Raw genomic sequence first — 24,799 nt, 5'->3', positions numbered from 1 at the left:
TCATTATAAATGGCTAGTTTACCAAACATTTAGCTAAATCTATAATCGTTATTTTTGTGATGTAATTATCCTATGTCTTATTGATGATAGGATATTAATTTTGTTTTATTATGTAGATTCCAACCCTAATCGTTTTTCAACTTACTATAAACAACGTGGGACTTTCTATAAATTATGAAATTTATTTATAGCAATGATAAGGCAAGGGCTCTTCATTGGGCGCTTTGTGAGAAAAAGCGAGCTCCTTTTATAGAGTTAAGTAAGATTAATAATCAATACACTAATATTTTTTATGATATAACAAATTATCATATTTCTTTAGAAGAAATCTCTAATGATATAAAAAAATTATATTTAGCATACCTTGAGTTTTTTATGCTTTCCGACCTTATGATTGATGAGTTGTATGATCAATATTATTTTTTTAATTTAATAGTAAAAAGTGAACATGCTAATTTTTTTGCAGAAAAATTATATGACTATCTTTTGTTTAAATTAGATAATTTCAGCCACAATAAAACTTAATACTATCTATGATGAAGGAAAATCACATTGAAGTTTTACAACATATTTAATGATATCAAAAGATTGGTTTTAAATAAGATAAACCTAAATCAAAGTAACTTTAATTGTGACATATTAAATAACATTTAATTTTGTATAAAATCATGAAATAGATAGGTTAATAATAATGATAGGGCATTTGCAATGAAGACACTTAGCCGTAAACTTGCTTTAACACAATTAGCTATTAATATGATTATACAATGCCCAACAAAAGAGATTGAGAATATTCTCTTTGCTGATTACCTTGATGAGCATGGTCAATCTTTAACATATACAAGTATTTTTGATGGTGCCGTTCAAATATTTTTATTGGACTATTTTATTGATATTAAGCTGAAAGGATATTCTAATCACTATTTAAAAAAATACATTAGTGATTTATATAATGAACCTATCACTATTATTGGCGATGAAGATATTTTATATATATGCCCATGTTGTAGCTATTTAACCTTAGAACATCAAGGGCAATACGATGTTTGCCCATTATGTTCTTGGGAGGATGATGGCACTTTGCATCATGAGTTAGATAAATACAGTGTAGTTAATCATTCAACTTTAAAGCAATATAAAGGAAAATTTGAAAAACAAAAAGTTAACTTCATTAATATTCCATATAAATCAGGTAATGATAATTAATAACAATTGTATAAAACAAGTATTTCAGGGTACATACAACAAAATGCTTTTTGATATCTATTTATAAGTATTAAAGGATGATTAGATGACCAAAATATTGGCGTTATGGGATAGGCAAACACTACCGATAAAAGATGGCATTTACTTTGCCACTGGTGATTCAATTTCTTTTTCAACCCAATTTTATCCCCAATTATTTATAAAAAAGGGGAAGCCATTTAATTTGAATCTTTTTTTGAGCGAAGATCCTGATAATATAACTAGTATTGATATCATCAAAAAAATAGCCCTAAATGATGGTAATAACTGCTATTTAGGTGAGGGGAGTTATGGCTCTGAAGGTTTTATCGCCTACTTAACATCAGAAAATGCTTTAAAATGGGTGATCTATTTTGAAACATCAAATCCATTTATTAATGCAATTGAACTACCTAACAATTTCCTTATAGTACAATCCAGCGCTAATTTTAAAATAACTATCGAATTAAATAACCCAATTAACCTTGTTTTATCTAAGAATTAGCAATAACAATCCTAACATAGAATGTCATTCTACAATAAGCCAAATATTGATAATATATATTACTTATAATAAATATTATTTTTGATTTGATGATTTTATCAAATGTAAACGCGAGTATTATTTATGAGGCAAAATAACCAACAAATTGTGGATTTGTTAATATCAAATAGTCAAATTTTAGTCAGATCCAAACCGTATTGTGAAACGTTGTCGCAGTGGGGGCAGAAAAACATTGAGCAAGGTGCAGTGATTCATCGTGATTATGCCATTTTTGATCCGTTACCTGATGATACTTTCGGTGCAAATGTTTTTTTAACATTAGCAGATAGTTTTACAATAGATACCCAAACCTTACGATGTATTGCTATTCCTTTTTACACCCATCATGAATATAGCGTTGAAGTTGCCTCTGCTACAGAAAAGTTTACCATTGACTTACCATTAAGTGCGCCATTGTATTCGCTGTATTATGAAATTTGTGAAAGTGATGAAGTTTTTTATAAATTTACTTTTGTAGCTACCTCAACCCCAATCGTCGCACACTATATGATTGATGACGAATGGGGAGGAAAAAAACAAAAAATAATTCAATCAGGAGTACTATAATTCCACCTTTGCTATGATTAGCTCTAATTTATAGCCTGTTGTCAAAGCGAATAAAGAACAATAAATGAAAAAGAAAAATAGCCAAAACACCATAAGCTATGTTGTCGAAGACGAAGGCATCGCAGTAGATATTATTTTGCCCCGCTTTGGCCAGCAACCTATCCCAGTTATTTATTTGGAATCATTTGAGTATAACAAGCAAATGAAAGATGCTATTGATTTCATTACATCCCATCAAATTGAATTATACAACATCATCAATAATGAAATGACGACTTATATCTCTCAAGTTTATAATCAAGATGGTAATAAAGCGCTATCACAAATTTCATTAACTAAAATTTACATATTGCTAGATGAAAAAGATGAGTACGGCTTGATGTTTGCGTGGTCAGGGGATAGTGAACATGGTATAGGTATTAAAATGAAAAACATGTCAATAGTAAAAATAGGTGCTGCAGAAATCGCATTTTTATAAAGAAAGTTTGCTATTAGGAATAGAATGTGTTCAAAAAGCAATCCTTTCTTTGTAAAAGATCATGTGAAAAATTTGCAATGCTTTCAAATATTATTAAAATAATATCATTTAGCTAATTACTTGAATTAATATACTTTAATGCTCCGAATTAGAATTAAGTTAGTATAACGAAGTCGTAGTCAAAAAATATTGCGCTGAATCTTGGCTAATTAACTTAATTATAAGTAACTTAATTATCAGCAACATAACCGTTAAAATCTAAAATTAAGCAAGATGTATGAACTAAAAAAACTATGTCATGATTTACATTTACCAAGTGGTGATAAATTCACTCAAGATTGGGCGTATGAATTGCCAGAGCAATACCGAACCGAAGAATGGTTAGATAGATATATTCGTGCTTATACTCATTCAACTTATTCAAAAACACAAAAACGTATATTAATGACTTTGATACTGGATGTCACGAATGATTTAGTTTCATCAGGTATTAGTGTATCCACCTTAACGATTAATCAAGCCCTAAAACTTTTATTGCAGGATTATAATTATCATATGGAACTAATTGAGTATTGGTCATTATCTGACGAACCATTAGCGGACTGTTTTGCGCTAACTCCTGAAATAAGAAAGCTAAAAATGCAATTAACTAAAAAATAATATCCACTATCATCAATTTGCCTGCGAGGTTGATTATGCAACGAACGACTAATCTATCTGATGATGAATTAAAACTGATACAAATGCGATGTGAGAAAGCAACGTCAGGTCCTTGGATCTCTTATCTTGAAGGTCGCGATCATAACAGTGGCAGTAATTTTATTATGACAGGTGATAAAAATAACCGCGGTGAAGATATTGAACTTATTGGTGCAACTATTGCCGATCAAGAATTTATTGCTCATGCTCGACAAGATATACCAAAATTAATTAATGAAATTAGAAGATTAAAGAAGTTAATTGCAAGTTCTACATAATATTACCTAAACACATAAATGAAAGAACAACGCTTGATGAATTTACCATAGTGGGGGCTACTACTTATTACCTATATTCTTTTTCAACGCATTTATAGATTAATATAAATTGATAGAGAATCTTGGCAGATTAAAATGTTTTTAGTGAATGGATTAGCGATGGAAATATTTGTAAACCAACAGTAATGCAACAAAATCAATGAACACTATTTTCATGGTAAGATGCAGTATTCAATGTGACTATTTAAGCTTATTTTACGACTATTTTGTGTACTTTATTGCAATGAATAAAAACATTATAACGGCTTAATATATTATAATTGTTAATATCATAAAAAACACAAATAACCCAATGAAAAATTATTACGCATTTGAAAAGTTAAACCCAAAAGAATTTATATTAGGAGCAGAAAAACAGCATATATTTCTTAATATGTTAGATATCGTATGCAAGGGAAATTTAACTTTATTTACGCAATCTTTTTCAAATTTTGTTCATCTATTTCAAAGTGATAGCTTTTACATAGCACATAACCTAATTTACTATAAAGGTAAAAAAGCTATATGCAAAGGGCATGTTGTGAAAGCATTAAAAACTCAACTTATTGATTTTATCGAATATGCAATTAATCATGATGATCTTCGTTCATTTTTAATAACGCCTATTATAGCTAATCCAAATAACAAACAGGTTTTTTATCTTACGGAGGAAGGATTTTATTTATACGAAATATAAATAATTTAAGTTTTTTCTAAATTTTAGTATAACGATAAGTGGTGATCATTACTTCTTTAATTTTTACAATCTGGTGTGGCTTATTTTTAATGCCCGCCATTTTTGCAAACAGAGTTATCATTACCATATAAACATAATAAATCCTATATTAATAAAGGTAGCAAAATCTAAAGGCATATTTATTAGTAAAGTGAGGAAAAATACGTTGCCTTATTTATTTTTAATTTTATTACGTTTATATTAAATTTAAGTATATAATTGGTCAAAATCCCTTTAATCTAATTCTTCAGTGTATTTTTATGACTAATATCTCTTCGTTTCGCCAAAAGCAAAGCGTTATTTTTGTTGCTTTTTTAGTCACTACATTTGTTGTTGGAATTGCTGGTGCTTTACAAGCCCCCACATTAAGTCGGTTTTTAACTTTCGATGTTAATGTTAATTCACGTCTGGTTGGGCTTTTTTTCTCGATTAATGCCTTAGCCAGTATTGTGGGGAGTTTTCTATTGGCTAAATATTCCGACACAAAAGGCGATAGGCGTTATATTGTTATCTTCTGCTGTTTAATGGGCGTAGCTAACAGTATCACTTTTGCGTTTACGCGCCATTATTTGATATTAATTACCTTGGGCGTTTTATTTGCGGCGTTATCGTCGGCTGCTATGCCACAAATTTTTGCATTAGCGCGCGAATATGCTGTTAAAACAGGGCGTAATGTTGTGGCATTTAATTCGCTTATTCGGGCTCAACTTTCACTGGCTTGGGTATTTGGTCCACCAATCTCATTTGGTTTGGCTATTAATTTTGGTTTTACGGCAATGTATTTAGCTGCCATGGGTATGTTTATGGTGGCGATGCTATTTGTTGCTGTATTTTTACCTTCAGTTGAAAAAAATCCTACCTCATCAATAAATAACAACCTAGATCTAAAAGTAGCAAATCAACCACTTTGGCAGAACAGAAATGTGCTATGTTTACTGTTATCTACTGTATTTATGTGGGCTGCGAATATGATGTATATCATCGATATGCCACTTTATGTTGATGAAGTCTTACATTTGCCTGATTCTTTACCTGGCGTATTAATGGGGCTAGCTGCGGGTATTGAAATTCCAGTAATGCTCATCGCTGGATATTTAGTGCCTTATTTAGGTAAACGAAATCTGTTTTTTATTGCGATTACTTGTGGGCTAATTTTTTATACTGGTTTGATTCTTTGCACTGATAAATATGCTTTATTAATACTACAACTTTTTAACGCATTATTTATTGGGATTGTTGCAAATATTGGTATTATTTACTTTCAGGATCTATTGCCAACTCGAATGGGGGTCGCATCGACTTTATTTAATAATGGTGTTATTTTTGGCGTCATTATAGCTGGAATGTTGCAAGGAGTGTTATCTGATATTTATGGGCATAAGATTATTTATTGGGTTGCATTGATTATGGTGGCAATATCGTTGTTATTTTGCATGTTGGTTAAAAAAGACACTGCTAGCCAAGTCAATTAAAGGCGAATGAGTAGCCAAAGTTAATAAGTAATCATTAACGCATAGCCTATTCGCCTTTTATTATCTATTTCGTAAAGGTATTGCATTGGTTTATTGCACCACTATCAAACCCACGTTTAAACCACGTGTAACGTTGTTCAGATGTGCCATGTGTAAAGCTATCGGGTACAATGCGCCCCTCGCTTTGCTGTTGTAAGCGGTCATCGCCAATGGCTTTTGCAGTGTTTAACGCTTGTTCAATATCGCCAACTTCAAGAATATTCTCTTTTTGCATGGCATTCCCCCACATCCCCGCATAGCAATCGGCTTGCAATTCTAACTTAACGGATAATTTATTATCGATATTTGCTTGGCCTTGCTTTAACCGCTCCACTTGGTCAAATGTTCCAAGCAAATTTTGCACATGATGGCCAATTTCGTGAGCGATTACGTAACCCTGTGCAAAATCACCTCCACCGCCCAGCCGTAGCTTTAACTCTCGATAGAACGAAGTATCAAGGTAAACAGTTTTATCAATACTACAATAAAATGGTCCCATAAAAGCTTTACCCATACCGCAAGATGTTTGGGTTGCGCCATTATAAAGCACTAATTTAGGAGGAGTGTAGGTTTTACCTAAATGTTGAAATTCTTGATGCCAATAATCTTCAGTGCTTGCTAAAATGATTGATGTAAATTTGGCAGCATCTTCATCATTAATTGAATATTGGTTTGAGCTTTGTTCAGTGCTATTTGTGTCAATAAGATCTGAATTTAGTATCCCTGTTAAATCAACACCATAATAGCCAGCAACTAATACCACCAGCAATAACGCAACTTTACCTTTACCACCAATAGGGATTCGAGCACCTGAATCACCAATCGATTGTGAGCGACGATCTTCAATATTATCGCTTTCTCTTTGGCCTCTCCAACGCATAGTCATTACCTTTGTCAGTTTTTATCCATTTTAGATGATAACAAGCAAGGATTCTAGATTAAACTGATGTTATCGTTGCAATTTGAAAAACTTAATAATAAATAACCTGCTTTACAATGAGTAAAGCGTTTGTTCTCAAAAAAGTTATTTCTTATTATTTTTAGGTATATAATATTACTATCACAGTTTTGTTTAACATTCAAAGGTATTATCATGCCATATTTATTGCTGACATTAGCGGCTTGTTTTTGGGGCGGTAATTATGTGGTGGGGCGAGTTTTAGTTACCCAAGCCGATCCCATGGTGATATCTGAAGGACGTTGGGTTATTACTGCGCTGTTACTATTGTGCCTTTATCATAGCCAAGTGCGTAGCGACTTATCCAAAATTAAAAAGTCAATCTGGCCAATATGTTTGCTGGCTATTTTTGGTCAAATTATATTTCCATTAGCGCTATATATTGGGCTTCAATATACCTCATCGCTCAATGCGTCAATTTATTTATCAGCCACACCCGGAATGGTTTTAGTAATGAATAAATTACTATTTAATGATGCAATTTCAAAAAATAATATTTTAGGTGTTTTGTTCAGTACTATGGGGGTTATTTATCTTATTCTGCAAGGAAATGTCGCCAATTTAAGTGAGCTCAGCAATATTAATAAAGGTGATTTATGGGCGATGGCATCAGCAATAAGCTGGGCTTGCTATAGCGCATTTTTACGGTTAAAAGATAAATCGATATCAGGTAATGCCTTTGTGACTGTGAGTGCCGTATTAGGCTCGGTTATGTTGTTGCCTATTGCGTTAGTCTATTTTTATTTTCATCCTATTGAGAACCTTGCTCATTATACGGATACGAGTTTTTTGCTTGGCTTATTGTATATTGCTGTTTTTGCATCTTGGCTTTCTTATTTATTTTGGAATAGAGGTATTGTGGCTATTGGCGCAACACGAGGGCAAATATATACTCACATTATTCCTTTGTCAGCAGGTATTTTCAGTATTGTCTTTTTACATACACAAGTTGCATATTTCCATATTGTTTCGATCATATTCATTGTAATTGGGATCTATTTTTGCTCAAAAAGATAAATCGCTAACTCAGCATAAAATAATGTGTGAAATATTTAGTATTGGCTGGCTAATTAGCCGAATATTTACAATATCGTGTTATTTTGCTATAATTAGTGCTCAATTTTCACGAAAAGGAATTGTTTTGTTGCTATTTAGTAGAAATCAAGATAGACAATAAAACATCGGTTTTTGCTTTTTTATTATCCTCATTTTTTATCTTTGCTGTATTTTTGCTTCAATTTTAATTAGCTGATAAGCACATTTCTTAATGTGTAATCTAAAAAGTACGTTCTTTGTGTATTAAAAGGTAACCGTTTACCTTGTTGCATCATTCCTTTTTTTATTCTTTGTATGTAAACAGGCGGTATTCTATGAAAAAGACAAAAAAATCCAAAAACAAACCATTAAATATTAACGATATTACCATAATTGATGATAACAAGTTAAAAAAAGCCATTACTGCAGCAGCGCTCGGTAATGCGATGGAGTGGTTCGATTTTGGTGTGTATGGCTTTTTAGCTTATGTGTTAGGGCAAGTGTTTTTTCCTGATGCATCGCCTAGTGTTCAAATGGTGGCGGCATTAGCCACATTTTCGGTACCGTTTTTGGTTAGACCGTTAGGCGGGGTGGTTTTTGGTATGCTTGGTGATAAATTTGGACGCCAAAAAGTACTATCCATCACTATCATCATTATGTCGTTAAGTACTTTTTGTATTGGCTTAATTCCTTCTTACGCTTCAATTGGCATTGTTGCACCGGTGTTATTACTGTTAGCTAAATTTGCGCAAGGCTTTTCAATTGGTGGAGAATATTCTGGCGCAGCGATATTTGTTGCCGAGTATTCGCCAGATCGCAAACGTGGTTTTATGGGGAGCTGGTTAGATTTTGGTTCTATTGCTGGTTTTTTAGTGGGTGCGGGTTTAGTGGTATTGTTATCAAGTATTCTTGGTAAAGAAGTGTTTCATGAATGGGGATGGCGAATTCCATTTTTATTTGCCCTACCATTAGGGTTGATTGGGCTTTATTTACGTCATGCATTAGATGAAACGCCTGCATTTCAACAACATACTGATTTAATGGATCACAATGATCGCAATCATATTGAAAATCAACCTAAAATGACATTTAAACAGATCATTACAAAATACTGGCGGAGTTTACTTATTTGTGTAGGGCTGGTGATTGTGACCAATGTGACTTATTACATGCTGTTAACCTATATGCCTAGTTATTTATCTCACAATTTAAATTATGATACAGATCATGGCGTGTTAATTATTATTACCATCATGATTGGTATGTTATTTGTGCAACCATTGATTGGTTTTATTAGCGACAAAATCGGTCGAAAGCCATTTATTATTGGCGGTAGCTTGGGGTTATTAATTCTTGCTTATCCTGCATTTGTTATGATCAACAGCGATATTATTGGGCTTATTTTTTTAGGGTTGTTGATTTTGGCTATATTACTTAACTGTTTTACTGGCGTTATGGCCTCTATTTTACCTGCTATCTTTCCAACCAGTATTCGTTACAGTGCGTTGGCTATATCTTTTAATATTTCGGTATTGGTGGCTGGTGCTACACCAACAGTTATCGCTTGGTTAGTTGCAGAAAGTCATAATTTATATATGCCAGCTTATTATCTAATGGCTGTGGCATTAGTTGGTTTACTTACTGGCATAAAAATGAAAGAAACCGCTAATCGACCATTGCGTGGCGGTACGCCTGCTGCATCTGATCGGTCAGAAGCAAAAGAAATTTTATCAGAACATTTTGATTCGATTGAACATAAGGTCGAAGATATTGATGAACAGATTGAAACATTGCAAGAACAGCGTCAGAATTTAGTCGATCAGCATCCTAAGTTAGATTGATTTTTGTTGCGTAATTTTAGTGCATCCGAGTTAGGACATTTTCAATAACTAACTCGGATTTTTTATAATGAGATTATTTAAGCATAACAAACCTAACACTTTACTCAATGATAACGACAAAATAGAGATAACAAAATAAATGGGTAAGCGTAAGATAAGATATAAAATTAAATAAAATCAATGGCTTTTCTGAACGACTTTTATAAGTTTAAAACCTATTTTTTAAGTGTGAAAACGAGTATAAATTTAGTCTAAAAATAGCTATTTGCGGTGTTTTGTGTTGTGCCATTTTTGGCACTATCGCTGAATATCAAAAGTTTGGAAGTTAACAACAAATAGCTTATTCAATACTAATTTATATATATCAAAACCTATTTTATGCCAGCTTACTTCATCATTAGTTTACTATGATACTGCCGCCGATACTCAGTTGGGGTTCGCTCTGTCTTTTTTTTAAAAATCCGACAAAAATAATTACTATCTTTAAACCCCGATGCTAGAGCAATTTCTTTTATATTTAGATCATAATCCTTTAATAGCAATTTGGCATATTCTAAGCGAATATGATTTAGATATTCATTTAACCCTATTTTTCCCTCGCTTTGAAATAGGTGTGATAAGTAATTGGGTGAAATGTAAAACATATTTGCCAAAAAGTCACGCGTTATATCTTCACGAAAGTGTATATCGATATATTGGCGAATAGCTTCATATAGGCTGGTTGTTTTGGATGAAGTTTTGATTTCGGTATTGAGCAAATCTAACGTATTGCTAAGTAAACTGTGAATCAGGTAGTAAGCAGTTTGATTTTGTTTACATGATTGTTTTTGCCAAATGAGTTCATTCAGTGCTTGAATAATAAATGTACCAACCCGAGGACCACGTCTTGGCGTGTTAATTTGCCCAAGTGAAATTAGTTGTGTACCATCCCAATGCAATAAGCTTATACTAATTTGTTGTTTACCAAACAAGATGTTTAATAAAGTAACTGGGCTTGTCCAAATGGGTTTGTTCCAGCTTTGAGCGGAAATATATAAAAGATCATTAGTCGATAATATTTTTTCAATAATTTTTCCATTGTTATCCGTCCATTGCATTTGTTGCGTTCCTTCTAATATGATTTCAATTTGCGGAAAGTCGACGGGGTGGGTATGCAAAAGGGCGCAATTGCTGTTATTTACAAAATAGATATGATTGATTGTTTGCTGACGAATTACAAACTTGGTTAATGCGTTGTTGATGGATTTTGTCATAAGGATAAATTAAGTGGTGTAGTTTTATTTAGATTATATACAGTTAAAAAAAGATGAAAATTGTTATAAATCGTTTTTATTTAATAAGTTATTTTAAAGTTTTAATTGTGTGATCTAAGTCTCATTTTTTTATATAGCGTACAAAAGTCCAGTAAATGGCAAGTTCGTCTTCTAGGCGGTAGAGTTATTTTTTTTTACGATGTTTGTTATGCAAATGTTGTTATATGTTAACAAGTGATTGTTCATTCTGAATTAGGAGTTAATCATGGAATTATATTTAGATACCGCCGATATTGCTGCCATCAAACGTTTAGCTAAAGTGTTGCCTATTTGTGGCGTGACCACTAATCCGAGCATTGTGGCAAAATCAGGTAAGCCAATTTTTTCGTTATTAGATGAATTACAAGAGGTGCTAGGTTCAGATAAATTGCTGTTTGCCCAAGTGCTTTCAAGTAATGCCGACGAAATGATAAAAGAAGCTCATCAGCTTAGAAAGACGGTGCCGTCAATTGTGACTAAAATCCCTGTTAATGCGCAAGGCTTGATTGCAATAAAAGCACTAGCCCAACAAGGTATTCCTACGTTAGGCACGGCTGTTTATGGTGCAGGACAAGGCTTTTTGGCAGCATTAGCAGGAGCTAAATATATTGCACCTTATGTCAACCGCATCGATGCTCAGGGTGGAAATAGCAAAGATACCGTGCTTGAGTTGCAAAAATTGTTAGATTTGCATTGTCCACAGTCGATGGTATTAGCCGCCAGTTTTAGAACACCGAGACAAGCGTTAGATTGTATGCTGGCTGGATGCCAATCGATTACTTTGCCCATAGATGTGGCTGAACTGTTTATTTCTGATCCAGCAGTCGATGCGGCAATCACTAAGTTTGATGACGATTGGTGTAGTGCTTTTGGTGCACTAACGTTTTAACTTTGTTTACCTATTTTTGTTTACCTATTTTTTGACTTGAGCTTGTTTTGCTGCTTTGGCGTGGAACAAGCTGATCTGCCTTTTTCAATTGTAAAAATAGCATAACTCTAACATTTTTATTGTATGATGATTCTTAATATTACTCACTATAAGGTGCAATGCTATGGATGAAAAAAATAATAAAATCAAAGTAAATAAAAAAGCTATTGTTAATGCATTACTCACAGTATTAAATGTTGAAAAAATCTCGCCTAGTTTTATTCGTGTCCAATTTAGTTGTAATAAGCAAGTTGATATTAATCCTTTATGGATTTGTCCTTACTTAAAATTGTTATTTCCTGATCCTTTAACTGGTAAAATAGAATTTCCCAAGTTTGATGATAATAATAAAATCGTTGTTGACGATAAATTACGCCGACTTGTTCGTAGTTATAGTGTGCGTGAGTTTGAATGTGCTAATAATGAGTTTTTTGTCGATTTTGCTATTCATCAGACTGGTTTAGCGTCGGTTTGGTCACAAAAAGCTAAGGTTGGGGATCAAATTGGTTTGATTGGTGCCGCCAGTAAATTGCAGTTTACTGATGATTGTTTGGTGTTAATGGGGGATGTTTCAGCCATGCCAGCGATCTGTTATACGATTGGGCATCTACCTAAACAGCATAAAGCTTTTGCCTTCATTGAAGTAAATCATAAAAATGATATTGTTTCATTATCAGACAATAAAGATATTGAAGTTTGTTGGCTAGTACAAAATTCAGATAATCCCCATCAATTAATTAATGCGGTAATCAACGCTAATTTATCAAGGCAAGGTAAACTGCTGTTTTGGGGAGGAATGGAGCGCTCGCTAGCACAAGCTCTTCGCCATGCGGTTAAGGATAAATATACACATTTACCGCCGGATGCTTTTCATATTACTAGCTATTGGCGAGAAGGTTTTGTCGAAGGTGAATTTAAACATCGTGAATAATTAGCGGTTGCTTTTTTATGAATATTCTTGCTCATTTACATTTGGCCACGTTAGCACATAGCTCGTTAATTGGTAATACTGTGGCCGATTTTGTTAAAGGTGATCCGTATTTAATTTATGATACTGATATTGCTGATGGCATTATGTTGCACCGAAAAATTGATAGCTTGACTGATAACTTGCTTGAAGTTAAACAAGCTAAATTACTGTTCCGTCAATCGTATCAGCGCGTTGCCCCCATTACATTGGATATTGTATGGGATCATTTTTTGTCAAAGCATTGGGATAGTTATGGGCTGTTGCCTAGTGTAGCTCAATTTAATCAAGTAACCAAAGCGCATATCCAACCATATATTAGCGCTTATCCAGTTGATTATCAGCACTTTATGAATGCGATGTGGCGTGGGTTGTGGCTCGAAAATTATGCATCTCTCGATTTTGTTGGCGACGTGTTAGCGGGTATGGCACAGCGGCGACCGAAATTATATTTGCTAGAAGAAACGATTATTGATATCAAACAACATTATGGCCAATTAGAGGCGCTGTTTTTTTTGTTATATCCTAAAATTTGTTTAACAGTAAAACAAGGCATTAACTAAGTTGGATTTAGTGCTATCGGTTTAAGTTTTATACACTGTAGCTTAAGCCGATAGCGGTGAGTATTTTTCGATTAATTAGGTAATATTAGTTTACCATCGTTTATTTGGATAACATCCTTACGATTTGGCAATTGGCTAATCGGTTTTAGATTTTTGTTTGTTACTTGTGGGGCATAGCCACTTTTACCACCGCGAGGCTTTGTGCGCACAACTTGGCTTACAGGTAATGTTGCTTTGTTGGTTAAGTTAGCCCATAACCATTCAATGGCGTCTTCACCATAATAATCAATCGGTAATAAGGTATTGTCAAACGGTGGCCTACCATCTAAGTAACTAGCGTTTTCAACTTCAATATATCGCAGTTGTGACTGACTTCCTTCAACTAAACTATTTAATGCCACATAAGGGCGCGATGTGTAGTTTGATAGTTGTTTAACATTATTACGTCCATGTATAATAAAGGTTTTTATGCCATGTAAGTTGCCAGAAGCGCTAACTTGTTTTATACCTTGCTCAACGCGTGGCTCTTGTGATTTTTTATAAACACAAATAGATCCTTTAGTACCATAATCAACTATCCCCTTCGTTTGAGAGCTAGAATAGAACTCTCGCCTTGGTGTATTGAGATCCTCGTTTTCAACAAGATCCAAAATAGTTGCATTCGGTCCATTCCATAGCGGTAAATGCCCGTTGGCCATTCCCCATATTTGCTGAAACGATATTTCCTCTAATGGTGCAACCTTACCTGTATAATTAATTGGATTTTGCTGAGTGCTTGCCACTGAAAAGTTACACATATTTTCGGTGACATCGTATTTACCATATGCGCTAATATATTGGTAAGGCAGTCCGATAGATTCAGTATAGTAAAAATACGGTAGCTGGATATCCATTTCTGGTGTCCAACCATATTTGTGTAGTTTTTCTAGTGCTTCTTTGGGCGTGCCTGTGGTGAGTAATTTTGCTTTTTTAAGGGCGTTACAGCGTTCTTGTGAATAAAGAAAGTAATCGGCATACGGCACGTAAGAATCATTTTTATGTGCTTTTATTGCTGGGATTGCACATGGTATATATAATGCGCCATAAGCACTGTAATTGGCAATGGATCTGGCTTGTAGTTTGTGTGATTTGCTATCGCCTATCTTGATCGAGACAGGGGTATTATCAAGTTTTGGTTGAATTTGTGGATTGACCGCAACAATACCATCAATCATATTTTGGTCATCTAATTCGCCGGCTTTTAATGCTGCTCCACCACCATCGCTTGCGCCATAGACTAAAACAAGGGTGTTATCTTTGTTAAAGATAGCTTGATCATTAGGTGAAAACATACTATTGAGTTCATAAAAGGCAAATTCTATGGATTTTAATACATGCTCACCCCAGCGGGCTTCGGCATTTAGTTTTGAGTGCAACTGTTTTACCGCATAGCGATGCGGGTATTTTTTTATGTATTTTTCTTTATTATCAATTGAAGTATAAAATAAGATATTACCAGTTTGTACTTCTCCCCATACGGTAAAGCCAACTTTGTGTTCCATATCATAAATACCGTTGCCTAATCCTTTGTCATTATAGACCACTGCGCAGTTGTGACGAAGTCCCCATAATCCACGAATTTGGACATCTTTGGCATTTAATATCCCGTCCGAATCACTAGCTGGAACTGCAACAATGCAGGGCTTATGTTTATTAAAATCAATTGGGATTTGTAATAACATACCTACGCCATCATTTCTTTGTACGGCTGTTATTTCGGTGCCTGCAAATTTGCCGTCAAATAAAGGTGTTAATTCTTGCTTCCTAAAACCAAATAGTGATCCTTCCCCAATTTTAGTATCAATATAGCGATTTAGCTTGGCTTGACGGCGTTCTTGAAAGTGTGGTTTGGTCGGAATTTCAACGTCAGGCGTGATACTACTGGTTGATAATGGCGTAAAACCGAGCCCAGCAGTAACAAGATCGTTGCTATCGCCATCATAATACGCCAAGGTACTGCGAACTAGCCATTTAGGTTTTACTATTGTATTGTCAATTTTTTTTGTGTTATGGCTCTGAGCATCTATATTCTCATTTACTACTTTCTCATTTACTGCTGATTCCATGCTCGCAACGGTATTGCTTGAATCAGGAGTTGTTTTATTGTCAGTATTGGTGATTTTGCTAGTATTTTCTTGAACTGTGTTTGTTTTTGCGGTTTCGCCCAATGAAGTTGATTTTGTTGGTTTTCCTTGTGCAATTAATGGCATGGCGACAAGGGCAAAAAATACCAATTTGGCTAATGTTTTTATTTTTTTCTGTTTCATTTTTAATTCCGTTGCAATCACGTTTTAGCAGATATAATTATTATGGTTTATTGCAAAAATTAGATGGTTATTTATTGATTAATATACCTATTATGATAGTTTTAGTCTTTTACTATGTAATTATACACGAATTTTTGTTATTCGTTATTGAGTAAATTTAAATTACAAATTTTCCAAAAAGCGGCAATGATTTTTTCAGATAAGCGTCTTTTTTGCACACAAATCCCTACATCAAATGGCTCCATTAAATTGGTGGACCATTCTGTAATTCGTTCTCGGACTCTTTCTGGACTGTTGTCCATCACGACTTTTGGCAATAAGGCGACACCACAACCCAAAGCAACCATCGACACAATCGCTTCATGCCCTGCGACAGTAGCATAAATTTTTGGGTTGGTTATTTTCTTTTGTTTAAACCATAAATCAATGCGGTGACGGCTTGGGCCATGTTCTGGCAATATAAAAGGGATATTGTGCCAATCAGGTTTTTTTTGATGCAATTTATCGCTAAATGAGCTATTTAGTTTGGGAATCAACAAAACCATGTCAATTTCACCAAATTTTAAAAACTCAATGCCCGTAGGTAGCTGTTTAGGTTTTCCTGCAATGGCTAAATCGGCAGCATTGGATTGTATTTTTCCAACCGCATCGGCGGCATCGCCCGTTGATAGTTTGATTTCAACTAATGGATAGTGGATCCTAAAACGATCAAGTATTTCAGGCAAATGGCTGTAGGCTGCAGTAACAGAGCAAAATAGAGTTAACTCCCCAACTAATTGTTGTTCTGATTGATCTAAATCCTGCCGTACTTGTTGGTGCAAATTGATCACTTGCTGGGCAAAACGCTTTACTTTTTCCCCTTCATGAGTCATTTGTACTTGCCGATTATCACGAATAAACAGTGCATGGCCAAAGTGTTCTTCTAAACGTTGAATTTGTCTCGATAACGTTGATGGGCTGACATGCATGGCATTAGCTGTCATGCCAAAATGACAAGTTTCACACAAATGTAAATACAATTTTAGATCTCGAATATTCATAACTAGTTCCGTTTTTATACTGAAAAGTTAGGTTTAGCCTGAAACTTTTTGGCAAAAAGACAAACAGCATTTAGCAATATTAAAGTCAAATATTATGCATAGATAAGCCAATAAGGCAAATAACAGCAATAATAACATCAATGGCAAAATAGATAGATACCTGCTAAAATAAGTGATTATTTTGTGTGGATTAAAAAGTTAATTTTATGACAGAACAAGCGTATTTAGATGAAGTCAAAGCTCGTCGCACTTTTGCGATTATTTCTCATCCTGATGCAGGTAAAACAACGATTACCGAAAAGGTGCTATTATTTGGTCATGCTATACAAACTGCGGGTACCGTAAAAGGTCGTGGTGCCAATGCTCAACATGCTAAATCTGACTGGATGGAGATGGAAAAGCAACGTGGTATTTCAATAACAACCTCGGTCATGCAATTCCCATATAATGACTGTTTAGTCAATTTACTTGATACTCCTGGACATGAGGATTTCTCAGAAGATACTTATCGCACGTTAACTGCGGTTGATAGTTGTTTGATGGTGATTGATGCGGCAAAAGGGGTTGAGGATCGCACACGTAAATTAATGGAAGTGACAAGGCTACGCAATACACCAATTTTAACGTTTATGAATAAATTAGATCGTGATATTCGCGATCCTATGGAACTGCTTGACGAAGTTGAAAACGAGCTAAATATTATGTGCGCACCCATTACTTGGCCTATCGGTTGTGGCAAATTATTTAAAGGAGTTTATCATTTAGCGAAAGACGAGACTTACCTTTATCAATCAGGTCAAGGCCATACTATCCAAGAGATTCGAATTATTAAAGGGTTAACTAACCCTGATTTGGATTTAGCTGTTGGCGATGATTTAGCGCAACAACTACGTGAAGAACTTGAATTAGTACAAGGCGCGTCAAATGAATTTGATCTAGAGGCCTTTTTATCAGGTGATTTAACGCCCGTTTTTTTTGGTACGGCATTAGGCAATTTTGGTGTTGATCATATGCTTGATGGTCTAACAGCATGGGCACCAACGCCACAACCACGGCAAAGTGATAAGCGAGAAGTCAAATCTTCGGAAGAAAAATTCAGCGGTTTTGTGTTTAAAATTCAAGCCAATATGGATCCTAAGCATCGTGACCGAGTTGCATTTATGCGTATTGTATCAGGTAAATATGAAAAAGGCATGAAGTTACGCCATGTTCGTATTGCTAAAGATGTTAATATTTCTGACGCCTTAACGTTTATGGCTGGTGATCGTGAACATGTTGAAGAAGCCTATGCTGGCGATATTATTGGACTACACAATCATGGTACTATTCAAATCGGTGATACTTTTACCCAAGGGGAAGATTTAAAATTCACAGGTATCCCTAACTTTGCACCAGAATTGTTTCGCCGAATCCGCTTAAAAGATCCGCTTAAACAAAAACAGTTATTAAAAGGACTAGTGCAATTGTCTGAAGAAGGCGCTGTACAAGTATTTCGCCCACTAGCTAATAATGACTTAATTGTGGGCGCTGTTGGGATTCTTCAGTTTGATGTGGTTGTTGCACGTTTAAAATCAGAATATAACGTTGAGGCAATTTACGAATCAGTTAATGTCACAACCGCCCGCTGGGTAGAGTGTAGTGATGTAAAAAAACTAGAAGAGTTTAAACGTAAATGCGAACAGAACCTTGCTTTAGATGGCGGAGATAACCTTTCTTATATTGCGCCAAGCATGGTTAATTTGAATTTGACTCAAGAACGGTATCCTGATGTTAAATTTAGGAAAACTCGTGAGCATTAATTTAGTCATCTACCAAATCACAGAGTTTATCAAGATGCTGTAGTATTATTGATAAATTTGTTGTTTTTATTTTTTGTTATTGCTATTAAAACTGAGTTGAGCGAGCAGAAATTATGATTTATAAGAATAGAAGAAAATTAGTTAATTTTATTATTAGTGGATTTATTGGGGCTTTACTTACCACTTCATATTCATCTTTTGCCATCGAAAACAAGCTTGCCAAACCAGTTTTGTTAGAAAAGGTACAACAAAGTGAGCGCGACAAGCGCCAATATGAAGTTATTGAACTGGCGAATAAAATGCGCGTTTTATTGGTTTCAGATCCTAAAGCGGTTAAATCGTTGGCGTCATTAGCGTTACCGGTTGGTTCGTTGCAAGATCCCAAAGATCAGCAAGGTTTAGCGCATTATACTGAACATATGGTATTAATGGGATCGAAAAAATACCCCGAACCAGCGAGTTTTTCGCAGTTTTTAAGCAGTCATGCTGGTAGTTATAATGCTAGCACTGCTGCGCATCGTACTGCGTTTTATTTTGAGGTCGAAAATAGCGCATTTGAAACAGCATTAGACCATTTGGCTAATGCTATTGCCCAGCCAAATTTAGATCCTAAATTTGCCGATAAAGAACGTAATGCGGTAAATGCGGAACTGACCATGGCGAGATCAAATGATGGTTTTCGTATTGGACAGATTGATTCAGAAACTATTAATCAAAACCACCCAGCTTCTCAATTTTCGGGCGGTAATTTACAGACATTGAGTGACAAAGAAAGCAGTAAACTACAAGATGCTTTAGTTAATTTCCATCAAGGCTATTATTCTGCCAACATTATGGTAGGGGTAATTTATAGTAATCAGTCTATTAATAAATTGGCCAAGTTAGCAGAAAGCACTTTTGGTCAAATTGTTAATAAAAATATTGATGCACCTAAAATTGATAAGCAAGCACTAACCGCTGAGACATTAGGTAAACAAATTACGATGGTACCAGCGCAACCCAAAAAATTGTTATTATTGCAATTCCCCATTGAAAATAATGTGGCTAAGTTTGCTGACAAGAGTGATGAATATATTGGCTATTTAATTGGCAACCGTAGCAATAATACATTAGTTGATCAGCTTCAAAAGCAAGGTTTGATTGAGAGCATTCAAGCCTCAAGTAATCCAATTAAATATGGCAATAGTGGGTTATTTAGTATTTACGTTAATTTAACAGAAGATGGCCTTGCCCAAAAAGATAAGGTTATTGCAGCTATTTTTAATTATTTACAATTAATTCAACACGAAGGGCTTTTTGATGCTTATTATAAAGAAATGCAAAAAGTGCTAGCGTTAGAGTTTAAATATCAAAATATTGAACGTGATATGTCTTATGTGGAATGGCTTTCTGATCAAATGCTGTTATACCCTATTAAAAATGTGTTGAATTCTGATTATGTTGCTACGCATTTTGACAAAACAACGGTAGTTAATCGTTTAAAAAGTTTCACCGTTAATAATGCAAGGGTTTGGGTTATTTCTCCTAATCAATTGACGAATAAGACCGCTTATTTTGTTGATGCCCCGTATAAAATTGATAATATTACTAATGAAGAAAAAGTAAATTGGCTAAATTTAAGTAAAAGTTTTTCGTTTAGCTTGCCTGAACTCAACCCTTATATTCCAGATGATTTTACAATTTTGAGCCAAAACAGCAATCAATCACAACCAGTGGAATTCAGTAAGCGTGGAAACCATTTCCATTTCGTTAGTCAGTATTTTCGTCAAGAACCGAAAGCTGAAATTGTAGTTTCGTTACGAAATAATGAAGCTTTTATTGATGCGAAATCCAAAGTGGCGTTTGATTTACTCGATTACATTGTTAGCCGTCAATTAGCGCAATTACAATTTCAAGCAAGTATTGCTGGTATAGCCTTATCTACGGGTAGCGATGATGGTTTGATGATTACGGCTAGTGGCTTTAATCAACATTTACCTGAAATGATATTAGCGATACTTAATAGTTATCGCCAAGTAATGGTTGATGAACAAAGCTTAGCTTTAGCCAAGTCATGGTATTTGCAAAAACTTGATGCAGCGGAACATACAAATAGTTACCAATTAGCTGTTAATCCTGTGAGTGCATTATCTTCTGTTCCTCATTATTATGAGCGAAGTGTCAGGCGTCAAATCACAGAAGATATGAGTATTAATGATATTTTAACTTATCGTGATAATCTAATGACTAATTCTGTACCTTATATGCTAAGCTTGGGAAATTTATCTAATGAGAATTCATTAGATCTTTATCATGCTATTCAAAAAATGCTTGCACGCAAAGCTGAATTTACCCCAATGAAAAGCATCAAAATTAAATCACCTTTATTGGCACAAATTACTCAGCAGGCCAAAAGTACTGATAACGCCTTGATGATGAGCTATATCCCAACGAATTATGATCGTATTACAAGTAGTATGTTAAGTTATACACTTTATAAAATAATCTCGCCATGGTTCTTCGATCAGTTGCGAACTAATGAGCAACTTGGTTATGCTGTATTTACAACGCCAATTACGGTTGGGGATTCTGCGGGGATGAGTTTTATTATCCAAAGTAATCAGTATGATCCAGCTTATTTGCTTAAGCGTTATCAAGAATTTTACCCAATTATGTTAAGTAAATTAGAAGCTTTATCAGAAAATGATATTGAGCAATACAAAAAGGCGATACTTGAGGAGCTGACAATGCCACCTCAAACATTGGATGAAGAATTAAGCCGTTATATGCCAGATTATCGTTTATCACGTTTTGCCTTTGATTCACGCAGTAAAAAAATAGCGAAGGTAAAAAGTATCAATAAACAAGATTTGATCGATTTTTATCGTTATTCAATAATCAATCCAAAAGGCTTAGTGCTTGCTTCGCAAGTGCTTGGTAAGCGTTCAGATGATATTAAACAGCCTAATGCAATTTCAGAATTTACTGAAATTGAAAATGCATCAGCACTACAAGATATTTTATTAAAATAATATACTGAAATGTATATATTACCTGAAATATTTTTATAGAAAATTGGCAATGTAACTACCTTATGATACACTGCCAAAATTCGAATAATTTGAGTTAATTATGGTGAATGGAACAGTCGATTATTTGGCTATAGGACAGCGGTTACGTGCTTATCGCATCGCTGCTTCGCTTAAAGCTGAAGATGTAGCTCAAAGCCTGAAAATATCAAGAGCAGCGGTTTATCGTTTAGAAAAAGGCGAAATCGTTAAAATTGAGACATTAGCTCGTTTAGCCCTATTGTTGGATACTTCTTTAGCTAGTTTACTTGGTATAGATACTGAATATTACTCTAGTGGTGAAGGCTTTTTTGAGCGAATGCGTCAGCTAGAAGAGCAATCAACCCACATCTATTCCCATTTTGATCCATTTTCTTTTTTATTAACTTCTCCAAACTATCTATCTCATTTAGCCATGATGCTTGAAGAATCAAGTGAATCGGCTGAGCTGAAAAAATACGCAGTCATTTTGTCAATTTTAAAATATCGTAAAACACAGTTTTACCAATCAGTTCCTAAAGTAATTAATTTGATTAGTTTGCGGAATATAGAGCGGTTTTTGCACCTTGGCTTAGTCGGCGATTTAACCATTTCGCCGGGTAAAAAATCTGAAAGAATGTTGTTGGCACGCAAAGAGATTTACCATTTAATTGAACTATTAGAACAACAATCTTATGTGCCAACTATTGCAATTACGCAACAAGCAATTCCATCGATTGCTTTCCAAATTTTTTATCAAAGCGAGACTCCAATTTCGCTAGCAATTAGCCCATTTCGATTAGGTGAGTTACCAAATGTAACAACGGGCATTGCATCGATTACCTCATCGCCTGACGCAATTAAACGTTATCGTTCATTATTTGATAAACTATGGCAAAATAGCGCTAAAGAGCAACAAGCCATTGATTTGCTAAAAGCAACGTTAGATAAATTTTAAAGAATATTAAAGAGAGTCATTATGTTATCCTTAACATTACAACCCATAAAAAGATTTAATGGCACCATTAACTTGCCAGGATCAAAAAGTGTTTCTAATCGAGCACTATTACTATCCGCTTTGAGCCAAGGCGATACTCGCTTAACAAATTTACTCGATAGTGACGATGTTCGTTACATGCTTGATGCATTGACGGCTCTCGGTGTGAAATATCAATTATCCCATGATCGTACTATTTGTGATATTAAAGGTGCAGGTGGCAAACTATGCTCTTCACATGCATTAGAACTATTTTTAGGTAATGCAGGCACAGCAATGCGTCCTTTAGCAGCTGCGCTATGCCTTGGCCACAATAACATTGTATTAACTGGCGAGCCACGTATGAAAGAGCGCCCAATTGGCCATTTAGTGGATGCATTGCGTCAAGGAGGGGCTAAAATTGATTATCTTGAAAATGATGGTTATCCTCCGTTACATATTCATGGTGGTTTCATCGGAGGGAAAATTCAAGTTGATGGTTCTGTATCAAGCCAATTTCTAACAGCACTATTAATGGCTGCACCATTAGCTGAACAAGATACCGAGATAACTATTATTGGTGATTTGGTATCTAAACCTTATATCGATATTACTTTAAAAATGATGACGATATTTGGTGTTACAGTTGTTAATCAAAACTACCAAACTTTCATGATTAAAGCGAATCAAAGTTACCAATCCCCGAAAAATTACTTGGTTGAAGGCGACGCTTCTTCTGCATCTTATTTTCTAGCCGCAGCCGCCATTAAAGGTGGTACTGTAAGAGTAACAGGGATAGGTAAAGAAAGTTTACAAGGAGATACACAATTCGCTCATGTTTTAGAAAAAATGGGTGCTAAAGTGACTTGGGCTGATGATTATATAGAATGTTCGCATGGTCAATTAAATGGTATTGATATGGATATGAATCATATTCCTGATGCGGCAATGACGATTGCAACCACCGCTTTATTCGCTAAAGGGAAAACCACTATTCGTAATATTTATAATTGGCGAGTTAAAGAAACTGATCGTTTATACGCTATGGCAACAGAATTACGTAAGGTCGGAGCAATGGTTGAAGAGGGTCGAGATTATATTACTATTGAGCCACCGGCAAAATTAGCCCACGCTGAAATTGAAACTTATAATGATCACCGTATTGCCATGTGTTTTTCACTTGTTTCGCTATCCGATACACCTGTGACAATTTTGGATCCTAAATGCACCATGAAAACATTTCCAGATTACTTTGAACAATTTAAAAGATTAAGTGAATAATAGTATGAATAACACTATCCCAGTTATAGCCGTTGATGGACCCAGTGGAGTAGGAAAGGGTACACTTTGCCAAGCGTTAGCGAATCATTTTAATTGGCACCTTTTGGACTCGGGGGCAATTTATCGTGTACTGGCATTATCGGCGTTGGAAAAAAATATTGCACTAGATGATGAGAATCAGTTAGCTAACTTAGCATTAAATTTACCTTTATCTTTTGACACAAGTGATATTGAAGTTAAAGTGCGATTAAATGGGATTGATGTGTCTAAAAATATTCGCACAGAGCAAACAGGCGGGGCAGCATCAAAAGTGGCTTCGCTTAATCAAGTTAGAGTTGCGTTATTACAACGCCAGCGTGATTTTAGACAGGCTCCAGGATTGATTGCTGATGGTCGAGATATGGGTACGGTTGTTTTTGCTGATGCGCCAGTCAAAATCTTCCTTGATGCAAGCGCCCAGTCTCGTGCAGAAAGAAGGATGAAACAGTTGCAAGATAAGCAGAATCATGCTAAATTTGCCAACATTTTGCAGGAAATAACTGCGCGTGATGAACGCGATCGTAATCGAGCCATTGCACCGTTAAAGCCTGCTGTTGATGCGCTAATAATTGATACCACATCGCTGTCTATTCAAGATGTTTTTAATCAATCTATTACGTATATAAACGAAAAACTTGCGTTGTAAGCTAGCTTACGGCGTGAACTAAGCTC

The 24,799-nt window shown here is 34.9% G+C and carries 23 protein-coding genes; 19 read left to right on the top strand and 4 right to left on the bottom strand.

Going from position 1 to position 24,799, the window contains the following annotated elements; genetic code table 11:
- Window positions 1-174: 174 nt before the first annotated feature.
- The 9 genes from A9G40_RS09985 (at window position 175) to A9G40_RS09945 (ending at window position 6,037) form a co-directional block, all read left to right on the top strand.
- Complete coding sequence (locus tag A9G40_RS09985) at window positions 175-525, top strand: hypothetical protein (RefSeq protein ID WP_065582914.1); 351 nt, start codon at window positions 175-177, stop codon at window positions 523-525.
- Between the two features lie 183 nt (window positions 526-708).
- Window positions 709-1,206: a CPCC family cysteine-rich protein gene (locus tag A9G40_RS09980; protein ID WP_065582913.1), complete on the top strand. Its 498-nt coding sequence runs from the start codon at window positions 709-711 to the stop codon at window positions 1,204-1,206.
- Between the two features lie 85 nt (window positions 1,207-1,291).
- Window positions 1,292-1,729 (top strand): hypothetical protein, encoded by a 438-nt coding sequence (locus A9G40_RS09975; RefSeq protein WP_065582912.1) that lies wholly within the window; start codon window positions 1,292-1,294, stop codon window positions 1,727-1,729.
- Between the two features lie 123 nt (window positions 1,730-1,852).
- The gene (comJ, locus tag A9G40_RS09970; RefSeq protein ID WP_065568106.1) at window positions 1,853-2,335 is read left to right on the top strand and encodes a competence protein ComJ; all 483 of its coding nucleotides are present in this window, start codon (window positions 1,853-1,855) and stop codon (window positions 2,333-2,335) included.
- Window positions 2,336-2,399: 64 nt separating this feature from the next.
- Entirely contained in the window at window positions 2,400-2,813 is a 414-nt protein-coding gene (locus A9G40_RS09965; protein WP_065568105.1) for a DUF6985 domain-containing protein, read from the top strand.
- A gap of 273 nt (window positions 2,814-3,086) precedes the next feature.
- A complete protein-coding gene (locus A9G40_RS09960; protein ID WP_065580353.1) occupies window positions 3,087-3,473 on the top strand; it encodes a hypothetical protein in 387 nt (128 codons plus the stop codon).
- Window positions 3,474-3,508: 35 nt separating this feature from the next.
- On the top strand, window positions 3,509-3,790 hold the full coding sequence (locus tag A9G40_RS09955; protein WP_065582911.1) for a hypothetical protein: 282 nt from the start codon (window positions 3,509-3,511) through the stop codon (window positions 3,788-3,790).
- 352 nt (window positions 3,791-4,142) lie between these two features.
- Window positions 4,143-4,526, top strand: a complete 384-nt coding sequence (locus A9G40_RS09950) for a hypothetical protein (RefSeq protein WP_065582910.1) — start codon at window positions 4,143-4,145, stop codon at window positions 4,524-4,526.
- Between the two features lie 299 nt (window positions 4,527-4,825).
- A complete protein-coding gene (locus A9G40_RS09945) occupies window positions 4,826-6,037 on the top strand; it encodes an MFS transporter (RefSeq protein ID WP_065582909.1) in 1,212 nt (403 codons plus the stop codon).
- Between the two features lie 64 nt (window positions 6,038-6,101).
- On the opposite strand, the gene ypfJ is transcribed toward A9G40_RS09945, so the two are convergent.
- Window positions 6,102-6,956 (bottom strand): KPN_02809 family neutral zinc metallopeptidase, encoded by an 855-nt coding sequence (gene ypfJ, locus A9G40_RS09940; protein WP_065582908.1) that lies wholly within the window; start codon window positions 6,954-6,956, stop codon window positions 6,102-6,104.
- Window positions 6,957-7,169: 213 nt separating this feature from the next.
- Here ypfJ and A9G40_RS09935 point away from each other — a divergent pair, with 213 nt between their 5' ends.
- Together A9G40_RS09935 and proP are read left to right on the top strand one after the other, a co-directional pair.
- A complete protein-coding gene (locus A9G40_RS09935; protein WP_065582907.1) occupies window positions 7,170-8,051 on the top strand; it encodes a DMT family transporter in 882 nt (293 codons plus the stop codon).
- Between the two features lie 353 nt (window positions 8,052-8,404).
- The gene (gene proP, locus A9G40_RS09930; RefSeq protein WP_065582906.1) at window positions 8,405-9,910 is read left to right on the top strand and encodes a glycine betaine/L-proline transporter ProP; all 1,506 of its coding nucleotides are present in this window, start codon (window positions 8,405-8,407) and stop codon (window positions 9,908-9,910) included.
- A gap of 386 nt (window positions 9,911-10,296) precedes the next feature.
- Here the strand turns inward: proP and A9G40_RS09925 are convergent, their stop codons facing one another.
- Window positions 10,297-11,163 carry a helix-turn-helix domain-containing protein gene (locus A9G40_RS09925; protein WP_065582905.1) on the bottom strand — a complete coding sequence of 289 codons (867 nt, stop codon included), beginning with the start codon at window positions 11,161-11,163 and terminating at the stop codon, window positions 10,297-10,299.
- Between the two features lie 265 nt (window positions 11,164-11,428).
- Here A9G40_RS09925 and fsa point away from each other — a divergent pair, with 265 nt between their 5' ends.
- The 3 genes from fsa (at window position 11,429) to A9G40_RS09910 (ending at window position 13,660) form a co-directional block, all read left to right on the top strand.
- Window positions 11,429-12,091, top strand: coding sequence for a fructose-6-phosphate aldolase (gene fsa, locus A9G40_RS09920; RefSeq protein WP_065582904.1), 663 nt, complete (start codon window positions 11,429-11,431; stop codon window positions 12,089-12,091).
- A 163-nt stretch (window positions 12,092-12,254) separates the two neighbouring features.
- Window positions 12,255-13,061 (top strand): siderophore-interacting protein, encoded by an 807-nt coding sequence (locus A9G40_RS09915; protein WP_065582903.1) that lies wholly within the window; start codon window positions 12,255-12,257, stop codon window positions 13,059-13,061.
- 17 nt (window positions 13,062-13,078) lie between these two features.
- A complete protein-coding gene (locus A9G40_RS09910) occupies window positions 13,079-13,660 on the top strand; it encodes an acyl carrier protein phosphodiesterase (RefSeq protein ID WP_065582902.1) in 582 nt (193 codons plus the stop codon).
- 71 nt (window positions 13,661-13,731) lie between these two features.
- Here the strand turns inward: A9G40_RS09910 and A9G40_RS09905 are convergent, their stop codons facing one another.
- Both A9G40_RS09905 and ilvY read right to left on the bottom strand, forming a co-directional pair.
- Complete coding sequence (locus A9G40_RS09905) at window positions 13,732-15,966, bottom strand: 3-hydroxybutyrate oligomer hydrolase family protein (RefSeq protein ID WP_065580361.1); 2,235 nt, start codon at window positions 15,964-15,966, stop codon at window positions 13,732-13,734.
- Window positions 15,967-16,103: 137 nt separating this feature from the next.
- A complete protein-coding gene (gene ilvY / locus A9G40_RS09895; RefSeq protein WP_065568092.1) occupies window positions 16,104-17,006 on the bottom strand; it encodes an HTH-type transcriptional activator IlvY in 903 nt (300 codons plus the stop codon).
- Window positions 17,007-17,212: 206 nt separating this feature from the next.
- Here ilvY and prfC point away from each other — a divergent pair, with 206 nt between their 5' ends.
- The 5 genes from prfC (at window position 17,213) to cmk (ending at window position 24,773) form a co-directional block, all read left to right on the top strand.
- A complete protein-coding gene (prfC, locus tag A9G40_RS09890; protein WP_065582901.1) occupies window positions 17,213-18,805 on the top strand; it encodes a peptide chain release factor 3 in 1,593 nt (530 codons plus the stop codon).
- 113 nt (window positions 18,806-18,918) lie between these two features.
- Window positions 18,919-21,816, top strand: coding sequence for a pitrilysin (ptrA, locus tag A9G40_RS09885; protein ID WP_065582900.1), 2,898 nt, complete (start codon window positions 18,919-18,921; stop codon window positions 21,814-21,816).
- Between the two features lie 100 nt (window positions 21,817-21,916).
- Window positions 21,917-22,789: a helix-turn-helix domain-containing protein gene (locus tag A9G40_RS09880; RefSeq protein ID WP_065582899.1), complete on the top strand. Its 873-nt coding sequence runs from the start codon at window positions 21,917-21,919 to the stop codon at window positions 22,787-22,789.
- Window positions 22,790-22,810: 21 nt separating this feature from the next.
- On the top strand, window positions 22,811-24,088 hold the full coding sequence (gene aroA, locus A9G40_RS09875; RefSeq protein ID WP_176700482.1) for a 3-phosphoshikimate 1-carboxyvinyltransferase: 1,278 nt from the start codon (window positions 22,811-22,813) through the stop codon (window positions 24,086-24,088).
- Window positions 24,089-24,092: 4 nt separating this feature from the next.
- Entirely contained in the window at window positions 24,093-24,773 is a 681-nt protein-coding gene (gene cmk, locus A9G40_RS09870) for a (d)CMP kinase (protein WP_065568087.1), read from the top strand.
- Window positions 24,774-24,799: the final 26 nt, after the last annotated feature.

It is taken from the genome of Gilliamella sp. Nev3-1 (assembly GCF_001690435.1).
Classification (GTDB): Bacteria; Pseudomonadota; Gammaproteobacteria; order Enterobacterales; family Orbaceae; genus Gilliamella; species Gilliamella apicola_C.
This window is presented reverse-complemented; position numbering and strand designations above follow the sequence as displayed.

Coding starts and splice junctions, on each gene's coding strand:
- A9G40_RS09985 (WP_065582914.1), top strand. CDS start 175: ATGAAATTTATTTATAGCAATGATAAGGCAAGGGCTCTTCATTGGGCG.
- A9G40_RS09980 (WP_065582913.1), top strand. CDS start 709: ATGAAGACACTTAGCCGTAAACTTGCTTTAACACAATTAGCTATTAAT.
- A9G40_RS09975 (WP_065582912.1), top strand. CDS start 1,292: ATGACCAAAATATTGGCGTTATGGGATAGGCAAACACTACCGATAAAA.
- comJ (WP_065568106.1), top strand. CDS start 1,853: ATGAGGCAAAATAACCAACAAATTGTGGATTTGTTAATATCAAATAGT.
- A9G40_RS09965 (WP_065568105.1), top strand. CDS start 2,400: ATGAAAAAGAAAAATAGCCAAAACACCATAAGCTATGTTGTCGAAGAC.
- A9G40_RS09960 (WP_065580353.1), top strand. CDS start 3,087: ATGTATGAACTAAAAAAACTATGTCATGATTTACATTTACCAAGTGGT.
- A9G40_RS09955 (WP_065582911.1), top strand. CDS start 3,509: ATGCAACGAACGACTAATCTATCTGATGATGAATTAAAACTGATACAA.
- A9G40_RS09950 (WP_065582910.1), top strand. CDS start 4,143: ATGAAAAATTATTACGCATTTGAAAAGTTAAACCCAAAAGAATTTATA.
- A9G40_RS09945 (WP_065582909.1), top strand. CDS start 4,826: ATGACTAATATCTCTTCGTTTCGCCAAAAGCAAAGCGTTATTTTTGTT.
- ypfJ (WP_065582908.1), bottom strand. CDS start 6,956: ATGCGTTGGAGAGGCCAAAGAGAAAGCGATAATATTGAAGATCGTCGC.
- A9G40_RS09935 (WP_065582907.1), top strand. CDS start 7,170: ATGCCATATTTATTGCTGACATTAGCGGCTTGTTTTTGGGGCGGTAAT.
- proP (WP_065582906.1), top strand. CDS start 8,405: ATGAAAAAGACAAAAAAATCCAAAAACAAACCATTAAATATTAACGAT.
- A9G40_RS09925 (WP_065582905.1), bottom strand. CDS start 11,163: ATGACAAAATCCATCAACAACGCATTAACCAAGTTTGTAATTCGTCAG.
- fsa (WP_065582904.1), top strand. CDS start 11,429: ATGGAATTATATTTAGATACCGCCGATATTGCTGCCATCAAACGTTTA.
- A9G40_RS09915 (WP_065582903.1), top strand. CDS start 12,255: ATGGATGAAAAAAATAATAAAATCAAAGTAAATAAAAAAGCTATTGTT.
- A9G40_RS09910 (WP_065582902.1), top strand. CDS start 13,079: ATGAATATTCTTGCTCATTTACATTTGGCCACGTTAGCACATAGCTCG.
- A9G40_RS09905 (WP_065580361.1), bottom strand. CDS start 15,966: ATGAAACAGAAAAAAATAAAAACATTAGCCAAATTGGTATTTTTTGCC.
- ilvY (WP_065568092.1), bottom strand. CDS start 17,006: ATGAATATTCGAGATCTAAAATTGTATTTACATTTGTGTGAAACTTGT.
- prfC (WP_065582901.1), top strand. CDS start 17,213: ATGACAGAACAAGCGTATTTAGATGAAGTCAAAGCTCGTCGCACTTTT.
- ptrA (WP_065582900.1), top strand. CDS start 18,919: ATGATTTATAAGAATAGAAGAAAATTAGTTAATTTTATTATTAGTGGA.
- A9G40_RS09880 (WP_065582899.1), top strand. CDS start 21,917: ATGGTGAATGGAACAGTCGATTATTTGGCTATAGGACAGCGGTTACGT.
- aroA (WP_176700482.1), top strand. CDS start 22,811: ATGTTATCCTTAACATTACAACCCATAAAAAGATTTAATGGCACCATT.
- cmk (WP_065568087.1), top strand. CDS start 24,093: ATGAATAACACTATCCCAGTTATAGCCGTTGATGGACCCAGTGGAGTA.